Raw genomic sequence first — 8638 nt, forward strand, 5'->3', positions numbered from 1 at the left:
TGGTTCTTGCGCTGGGCCTTCAGCTCCAGCGCGTCGGCCACCGCCTGCAGCAGCGGGCCGATCGTCACCCGCCCGGTCGGCGGCACATGCTCGTCGAGCTCGATCCGCGACAGCGACAGCAGGTCGTTGACCAGCCGCGACATGCGCTCGGCCTGCGCCTGCATGATGCCGAGGAACCGGTCATGCGCCGCCGCATCGTCGCGGGCTGGCCCGCGCAGCGTCTCGATGAAGCCCATCAGGCTGGACAGCGGCGTGCGCAGCTCATGGCTGGCATTGGCCACGAAATCGGCCCGCATCTGTTCGATGCGCTTGGGGATGGTGAGATCGTAGAGGGTGACCAGCAGCGCCGGCTCGGGCCCGCTGCCCGGCTCGCGCGGGCCGGCCTCCGGCTGTGCCGCGTCGGCCCGGCGCTCGAAGCGCTGGATCCGCACCTCGAATTCGCGCTCGATCGGCACCGGAAGGTTCAGGGACACGGTCTGCACCGCCCCACCCGCGAGGACGGCGTCGACCGCCGCCACGATCTCCGGATGGCGGATCGCATCGGCCAGGTCACGGCCCAGCAGCCGGTCGCCGAACAGCCGCCCAGCGGCGTCGTTGGCGCGCAGCACGCTGCGGTCGCCGGACAGGACCAGGATCGGGTCTTCCTGCGCCTCCAGGATCTCCGACGCGGTCTGCAGTTCCACCGCCAGGATGCGTTCGCGGCTGCGGGCGTGGCGCTGCAGCCGCAGCAGATGCATGAACAGCACCTGGCCGATCTCGGTGGTCGGCCGCCGGGGCGCGTCCTGCGCCTCGGCCGCCATCACCTCGATATGACGGCGCAGCAGGTCGAGGTCATGCAGCAGGCGCCAGGCGAACACGCCAGCGACGGCAACCACCGCCAGGATGCCGGCCGCCGCCAGCCAGACACCGATCCCGCCCGCCCCGGCCGAGAGAAACAGAAGGGCGATCACCAAGACGGCGATCGCCCCGATTCCCAGCAGATGACGATAGATCGGACCGGCCATTCACACGCCTTGCGCAGCACGCCACAGGATACCGCGACAATGCGGGGACGGCGAAGCTACGTGAGACCGGTGACAGTTTCGTGTCGCCCGGCCTGCGGCATGGCGGCCCAGCGGCCGGGCGCGCCTCAGGACGGAACCGACACGCCTGCACCGCCGCCGACATAGGCCCCGCGGGCCGGCTTGTCCGACGACCGGTCGCAGGCCGCGGCCAGGGACGCCACCGCGACCAGGGCCGCAACCAGGGTGAGACGGCGCATCATTCCCCCTTGGCCACGCCGACCATGGCCGGGCGCAGCAGACGGCCCTGCAGGACATAGCCGGGCTGCATCACCTGGATGATGGTGCCGGCCGGCTTGCCGGTGCCCGGCAGCTCGAACATCGCCTGGTGGAAATTCGGGTCGAACGCCTCGCCCACCGGCTCGATCCGGCTGATGCCGTTGCGCTCGAAGGCGGCCAGCAACTGGCGCTCGGTGGCAGCAACGCCGTCGACCAGGGTCTTCAGCGCCGCATCGGCCTCCACCGCCCCGGCCGGCACCGCCTCGATGGCACGGTGCAGGTTGTCGGCGGCATCCAGCAGCGACTTGGCGAAGCCCGAGATGGCGTATTTCGCCGTGTCCTCGCGCTCACGCTCCGACCGGCGGCGGATGTTCTCCGTCTCGGCCAGGGCGCGCAGCGCCTGGTCCTTCAGCTTGGCATTCTCGGCCTCGAGTGCCGCGACGCGGTCCAGCGCCTCGGCCAGCGCGGCGTCGCCCTCGAGTCCGGCTTCAGCCTCGGCGACACCCTCGACCTCGGGCCCGAGGGCCTCGTTCTCCGGCTCCGACGCGTCCGGGCGGGGCTCGGCGGACATCGTATTCTGCATCATGCTACCTGGTTCGTGGTCTCGTTGGTCCGGAGGAGACGGCCTATCATCTTCGCGGTGTAGTCCACCATCGGGATGATACGCGCATAGTTCAGCCGCGTCGGCCCGATCACGCCGATCGCGCCGACCACGCGCTGGTCGCCCCCCTTGTACGGGGCAATGATCATCGAGCAGCCGGTGTGGCTGAACAGCCCGTTCTCGGCGCCGATGAAAATCTGCACGCCTTCCGCGGCATTGGCCGCGTCGAGCATCTTCAGCATCGATTCCTTGGTCTCAAGCGTCTGGAACAGGCTGCGGATGCGGTCCAGATCGTCCAGCGCGGTGACGTCGTTCAGCAGCCGCGACTGGCCCTTGACGATCAGCGTCCCGCCCCCGCCGCCGCTCCAGGTGGCAAGGCCGGCCGCGACCACCTTGGCCGACAGGCTGTCGAGCTGGCTGCGCTGCGCCTCGATCTCGCCCAAGACCTCGGAGCGGGCCTCGCCGATGGTGCGACCGACGATGCGTGCGTTGAGGTAGTTGGTGACGTGGACGAAGGTCGAGGCCGGCAGGCCCAGCGGCACGTCGAGCACGCGATTCTCGACCATGCCGTCTTCGGTGACCAGCACGACCAGGGCGCGGCCCGGCGACAGGTTCACGAATTCGATGTGCTTCAGCGGCCGGTCGGCCTTCGGCGACAGCACCAGCCCGGCACAGGCGGACAGACCCGACAGCGCCGACGTCGCCTCCTCCAGCATCTCGGAGACGCCACGGCCGGCCTGGGCGCATTGCGCATCGATCGAGGCACGCTCGCTCTCGCCGACATCGCCGAGCTGCATCAGCCCATGCACGAACAGCCGCAGGCCGGCATCGGTCGGCAGCCGCCCGGCCGAGGTGTGCGGCGCATAGAGCAGCCCGGCATCCTCGAGATCGGACATCACGTTGCGGATGGTGGCCGGCGACAGCGAGACGCCGAGCCGGCGCGACAGCGTGCGGCTGCCCACCGGCTCGCCGGACTGGACATAGGCATCGACGATCAGCCGGAAGATCTCCCGGGATCGCTCGTCGAGGTCCCGGAACGCCTGGCCGCTGGATCGGGTGGTCGGATCATTCAACATGTTCATGGCCTTCGCCACGCTATGTAGGGGCCATTCCACCCGAATCAAACCCCGGGCTTTACGGGCAGGACCGCCAAGGATAGCGTGCGCGTCCTTCGCGGAGAAACAGAAAGCCATCCCATGCGACCGTCCGGACGCGCCATCGATGCCCTGCGCGCCATCAGCCTCGAGACCGACGTCAACAAATACGCCGAAGGCTCGTGCCTGGTGAAGTTCGGCGACACCCATGTGCTGTGCACCGCCTCGGTCGACGATCGCGTCCCGTCCTGGCTGAAAAATGGCGGCAAGGGCTGGGTCACGGCGGAGTACGGCATGCTGCCGCGCGCCACCGACCAGCGCACCGACCGCGAGGCCGCACGCGGCAAGCAGACCGGCCGCACCCAGGAGATCCAGCGTCTGATCGGCCGGTCGCTGCGCGCCGTCACCGACCTGAAAGCGCTGGGCGAGGTCCAGGTCAAGGTCGATTGCGACGTGCTGCAGGCCGATGGCGGCACCCGCACCGCCGCGATCACCGGCGGCTATGTCGCGCTGGTGCTGGCGCTGCGCCATGTCGCCAAGGTCCGCAAGCTGAAGACGCTGCCGCTGATCGACAGCGTCGCCGCCATCTCCTGCGGCCTGCACCAGGGCCAGGCGGTGCTGGACCTGGACTATGCCGAGGATTCCAGCGCCCAGGCCGACGCCAATTTCGTCATCACCGGCAAGGGCGGGCTGGTCGAGATCCAGGCGACAGCGGAACAGACTCCCTTCACCCGGGCCGAATTCGACGCGCTGATGGCGCTGGCCGAGAAGGGCACGGCGGAATTGGCGGCGCTGCAGAAGGCGGCCCTCGGCGAGGGCTGACGGGACCGGTCGCCGTTCCGGGCGCTTGAGCCCGGGATGCGGCCGTGAAATCCTGCCGTCGTCTCGGCACTGATGGAGCAGGCGATGGGCGCGCTGTCGATCTGGCACTGGGCGATCATCATGATGCTGTCGGTGTCGGGCGCGCCGGGTTCGGGCGTGCTGGACGCCCTGCACAATGCGATGCAGGCGCTCGCCAGGGTGGCGGTCCTGCCGCAGGCCGGGCATCTGCTCGACTATTCGCCCGAGACCAGCGATCTCGGCCTGTTCCGGCTGCCGGGCAATGTCTGCTTCCTGCGCTATGACGGCCAGACCGACCAGACCAACTGGATCCGGCGCGACGACCAGGGCCGGATCGAGATCATCGTCTCGGCCCCGGTGCTGGCCTATACCGGCCGCCGCTTCGACCCGGCGGACGGCACGGCGCAGCTGGAGCTGGATGGCAAGGCCGTCGCGGTCCCGGTGACGTCGCCGGGCGCCCCGACCTGGCGCTTCACTCTGGAGGACACGCCGGCGCTGCAGGCCCAGCTGGCCGCCGAGGATATGGGCCTGCACTTCACCGCCATCCGCGGCGGCCGGCCGGTGCCGGGCGAGACGATCGATGTCAGCACCGTCGACCTGGCTCAGGCGCTGCAGGGCCTCGATTCCTGCGCCATGGGCGCCGAGCCGCCGGCCGTGATCGGGCCTTAGCCGACCAGGAAATCAGCCGCCGAGAGCGCGATGCCCGGGGTCACGGTCGCGAACAGCTGGGCGTCGTGGCCGCCGGCACCGTCGGGATCGTAGCGCAACGCACCAGTGGCCGAGTCGTAAAGGATCCGATCGTCCGCATCCTGCGCCACCGTCCCGAGGGCGAAGGCGGCGGGCGAAAGCGTGCCGGGCGACACGCCGGTGAAGATCAATGGATCGAGCCGGATGGTGTCGACGCCGGGCGCGAAATCGGTGATGCGGTCGACATTGCTGTCGCTCAGCGCCGTGTCGAAGACGAAGGTATCCGCCCCGTGGCCACCGGTCAGGACATTGGCCGCGCCGTTGCCGGTCAGCACATTGTCCAGGGTGTTGCCGGTGCCGGCGGCCGCGCCCCTGCCGAACAGGACCAGGTTCTCGACGTTGTCGCCGAGATGATAGGAGATGGCGGAACGGACCATGTCCGTGCCCTGATCCGGCAATTCGGTCACGATATCGCCGCGTTCGCCGACGACATAGGTGTCGTTGCCGGCGCCACCGTCCATCCTGTCGGCGCCGGTCCCACCGTCGAGATAATCGCTGCCCCGGCCACCGTGGAGCGTGTCGTCACCGGCGGCGCCGTACAGCAGCACATCCTTGCCCTGGCCGCTGTCGACGCTGATGATGTTGTCGAGCGCGTTGCCGACGCCGCGCGCCCCGTCGCGCGGGGCATCGTTCAGCACCAGATTCTCGACATTGTCGGGCAGGCGGAAGGAGACGGTCGTATAGACGGTGTCAGTGCCCTCGCCCGCCGCCTCGACGATGACGGCCCCGAACCGCACGATCAGATAGGCGTCGTCGCCGGTGCCGCCATGCAGCTCGATCGGGTCCGTTCCGCCCAGCAGGGTGTCGTCGCCGGCATCGCCATAGAGGATGTCGTGGCCCCCTTCGCCGGCCGATTCGCTGCCGGAGAGACTGTCATTGCCGTCGCCGCCATGGAGTTCGTCATCACCGGCTTCGCCACGGAGCACGTCGTCGCCGCTGCCGCCATCAAGCCGGTCGTTTCCGGTGCCTCCCAGAAGCTCATCAGATGCCGCGCCCCCGTCGATGATGTCGTTGCCCGCATCGCCCCAGAGCGAGTCGAAGGCACCGCCGCCCTGGATCGTATCGTCACCGCCGCCGCCACGGAGAACATCGTCGAGATCGCCCCCGGTGAGGACGTCGCCTCCCAGGCCACCCCGCACCTCGAGCCTCTCGAACCCGATGAGCCGGGTCCCGTCCGCCAGCACCTGTTCGACATCAGGATCGGCCATCGAGATCGTGATCGGCGTCGCAAGGGCGCTGATCTCCAGATGGAAGAGATCGATGCCGGCACCGCCATCCGCCACTTCACCGGTACCGCCACCTGTGATGTAGATGGCGTCGTCGCCGTCGCCGCCAGTGGCCACGTCACCGTCGCCGCGACCGACATAGATCGTATCATCGCCGGCGCCGCCGGCGAGGACATCCCGGCCTGCACCACCGTCGATCAAGTCGTTGCCGGCATCGCCGGAAACATGGTCATCGCCGTCGCCGCCATAGAGATCATCATCGCCGCCGCCCCCGGACAGTTGGTCATTGCCGCCATTCCCGGCAATAAAATCCGCGGTGGCTGTGCCCGTCAGGATGTTGTCGAGATCGTCGCCGTTGATGACCGCCATGAGTCGCCCCCTTGCAAGAATATGGAAGCTTCAACCCGGAATGATGACGATTTCGCTCCTGAATCTTGATTCTTTCAATGCGAATCCTTTGATTCGTGACACCGAAATCTTGTTTCTGATGGGCCGCAAAGTGGGATGCCGCACGGGTTCGACCGCGGCGTGGCTGCCTGCTAAGGTGGCGCGGCACCGCGATGCGGAGCGAAGGATTAGGAGACGATTCGTGCCGCAGCCCGACCATGTGATGGCCTTCCCGGTTCCGGACGAGGCGGTGCTGGACGACGACCTCAAGGCCTATTACGCCAAATGCCTGGAGAAGCTGGGCTTGGTGCCGAACGTGATCCGCGCCTACAGCCTGCGGCCGAAGAAGCTGCGCAACTTCATCGCGACCTACAACGAGCTGATGCTGGGCGACAGCGGCCTGTCGAAGCTGGAGCGGGAGATGATCGCCGTCACCGTCTCCTCCGCCAACCGCTGCTATTACTGCCTCGTGGCGCACGGCCAAGCGGTGCGCAAACTGTCGGATGACCCTGAGCTGGGCGAGATGCTGGCCTTCAACCACCGCGTCGCCCGGCTGACGCCGCGCCACCGCGCCATGCTGGATTTCGCCTGGACGCTGACCACCGAGCCGCACCGCGTCGGCGATGCCGAGCGCGCGGCGCTACGCGACCAGGGCTTCACCGACGAAGACATTTTCGACATCTGCGACGTGGCCGGGTTCTTCAACATGTCGAACCGGGTCGCATCCGGCGTCGACATGATGCCCAACCGCGACTATCACGCGATGAACCGCTGACCCCAGGGCAGGACACATCATGGGCCGCTTCATCCGCGCCATCCTCATCATCTTCGGCGTGCTGTTCCTGCTGCTGATCGTCGCCGTCGGCGGCCTGACCTGGTACGCGGCCAACCGGTCGCCGCAGCTGCCGAAGGGCGACCTCGCATTGGTGCTCGACCTGCGCAAGGGGGCGCCGGACACGATCCCGGCAGGCCGATTCAGCCTGACCGAGAGCCCGCTGACGCTGCACCAGACCATCGATGCGATCGACCGCGCCACCGCCGACCCGCGAATCGGCGCCATCGTCGCCCGGGTGGCGTCGGATTCGGTGCCGCTGGCCTCGGCGCAGGAGCTGCGCGACGCGGTCGACCGGGCGCGGCGGGCCGGCAAGCTGACCGTCGCCCACGCCGACGACCTCGGCAGCGGTGGTCCGGGCAACGTTGCCGTCTTTCTCACCGCCGGCTTCGACCAGACCCTGATGATGCCGCAGGGCGGCGTCGGCCTGACCGGCATCACCATCGAGGTGCCGTTCGTCCGCGACCTGCTGGACACGGTCGGGGTGCAGCCCGAGGTCAGCAAGCGCGGCCAGTACAAATCCGCGCCGGAGACCTTCACCGAGCGCGATTTCACCCCGGCCAGCCGGGCGATGAACGAGGCCATGGCCCAGGGGCTGTACGACCAGCTGGTCGCCGGCATCGCCCAGGGCCGCGCCCTGCCGCCCGACGAGGTCAAGCGCCTGATCGATGGCGGCCCCTACACCGCCAAGGAGGCGATCGACGCCAAGCTGGTCGACAAGCTGGTCTATTGGGACCAGGTCGAGGATCTGGTCAACACCCGGACCGGGCGCAAGCTGACCGAGGTGGCCGCCCGCGACTACCTGGCCGCGACCGAGCCGAGCGCCAAGTCGGACCAGCCGGTGGTCGCCGTGGTCTACGCCACCGGCACGATCGTCGACGAGCGCAGCGACGGCAGCCTGGAGCACGAGATCGTCGGCCGCGACCTGGCCCGGACCATCGACGACGCGGTCGCGGACAGCACGATCAAGGCGATCGTGCTGCGCATCGACAGCCCCGGCGGCTCGGTCGTCGCCTCCGCCCTGATCGGCCGGTCGGTGCAGCGGGCGCGCGACAGCAACAAGCCGATCGTGGTGTCGATGGGCGAGACCGCGGCCTCCGGCGGCTACTGGATCGCGGCCCAGGCCAAGGCGATCGTGGCCGAGCCGTCGACCCTGACCGGGTCGATCGGCATCTTCGCCGGCAAGCCCGTGCTGCAGGCACTGTGGAAGAAGGTCGGCATCAACTGGGGCTCGGTGCAGCGCGGCCGCAACGCCGGCATCTGGACCATCAACGCGCCGTTCGATGCCAGCGAGAAGCCCCGGTTCGAGGCCGGCGTCGATGCCGGCTACGACGCCTTCCTGCAGCTGGTGGCCAAGGGCCGCAGCATGGACCCCAAGGCGGTCGACGCCATCGCCCAGGGCCGGGTCTGGCTGGGCACCGAGGCGGCGAAGAACGGCCTGGTCGACAAGCTCGGCGGCCTCGACGCCGCCATGGTGATCGCCCGCCAGGCGATCGGCCTGGCCCCCGACGCCAAGGTGACCGTGCTGCGGCTGCCGCACGCACCCTCGCCGCTGGAGGCGCTGCGCCGGCTGGTGTCCGGCAGTTCCTCGCTCGGCGCGGATGCGCTGGCCCAGATCGGGCTTGGCCCAG

At 68.9% G+C, this 8638-nt stretch carries 9 protein-coding genes and 1 pseudogene; 4 read left to right on the plus strand and 6 right to left on the minus strand.

Going from position 1 to position 8638, the window contains the following annotated elements:
- The 4 genes from AC3XYG_RS10075 to hrcA form a co-directional block, all read right to left on the minus strand.
- Positions 1-1004 (minus strand): histidine kinase dimerization/phospho-acceptor domain-containing protein (locus AC3XYG_RS10075; RefSeq protein WP_489139692.1); only part of this gene is annotated, 1004 nt, incomplete at its 3' end.
- A gap of 125 nt (positions 1005-1129) precedes the next feature.
- A complete protein-coding gene (locus AC3XYG_RS10080; RefSeq protein WP_489139693.1) occupies positions 1130-1264 on the minus strand; it encodes a hypothetical protein in 135 nt (44 codons plus the stop codon).
- On the minus strand, positions 1261-1851 hold the full coding sequence (gene grpE, locus AC3XYG_RS10085) for a nucleotide exchange factor GrpE (RefSeq protein WP_489139694.1): 591 nt from the start codon (positions 1849-1851) through the stop codon (positions 1261-1263). Before grpE ends, AC3XYG_RS10080 begins: the two co-directional genes overlap by 4 nt.
- Before the next feature lie 11 nt (positions 1852-1862).
- Positions 1863-2963 carry a heat-inducible transcriptional repressor HrcA gene (gene hrcA, locus AC3XYG_RS10090; protein ID WP_489139695.1) on the minus strand — a complete coding sequence of 367 codons (1101 nt, stop codon included), beginning with the start codon at positions 2961-2963 and terminating at the stop codon, positions 1863-1865.
- A 114-nt stretch (positions 2964-3077) separates the two neighbouring features.
- Here hrcA and rph point away from each other — a divergent pair, with 114 nt between their 5' ends.
- Entirely contained in the window at positions 3078-3797 is a 720-nt protein-coding gene (gene rph / locus AC3XYG_RS10095; RefSeq protein WP_489139696.1) for a ribonuclease PH, read from the plus strand.
- An 84-nt stretch (positions 3798-3881) separates the two neighbouring features.
- On the plus strand, positions 3882-4484 hold the full coding sequence (locus AC3XYG_RS10100) for a hypothetical protein (RefSeq protein ID WP_489139697.1): 603 nt from the start codon (positions 3882-3884) through the stop codon (positions 4482-4484).
- On the opposite strand, the gene AC3XYG_RS10105 is transcribed toward AC3XYG_RS10100, so the two are convergent.
- The gene (locus AC3XYG_RS10105; protein WP_489139700.1) at positions 4481-5488 is read right to left on the minus strand and encodes a calcium-binding protein; all 1008 of its coding nucleotides are present in this window, start codon (positions 5486-5488) and stop codon (positions 4481-4483) included. The genes AC3XYG_RS10100 and AC3XYG_RS10105 overlap by 4 nt on opposite strands.
- A 69-nt stretch (positions 5489-5557) precedes the next feature.
- Positions 5558-6157, minus strand: a pseudogene (locus AC3XYG_RS10110) (calcium-binding protein); the annotation flags it as partial.
- Positions 6158-6377: 220 nt separating this feature from the next.
- Here AC3XYG_RS10110 and AC3XYG_RS10115 point away from each other — a divergent pair.
- Together AC3XYG_RS10115 and sppA are read left to right on the plus strand one after the other, a co-directional pair.
- Positions 6378-6950 (plus strand): peroxidase-related enzyme, encoded by a 573-nt coding sequence (locus AC3XYG_RS10115; protein WP_489139698.1) that lies wholly within the window; start codon positions 6378-6380, stop codon positions 6948-6950.
- Between the two features lie 19 nt (positions 6951-6969).
- Positions 6970-8638, plus strand: a 1669-nt coding sequence (gene sppA, locus AC3XYG_RS10120; RefSeq protein WP_489139699.1) for a signal peptide peptidase SppA, incomplete at its 3' end; no start/stop codon positions are given.

This window comes from Inquilinus sp. (genome assembly GCF_057815775.1).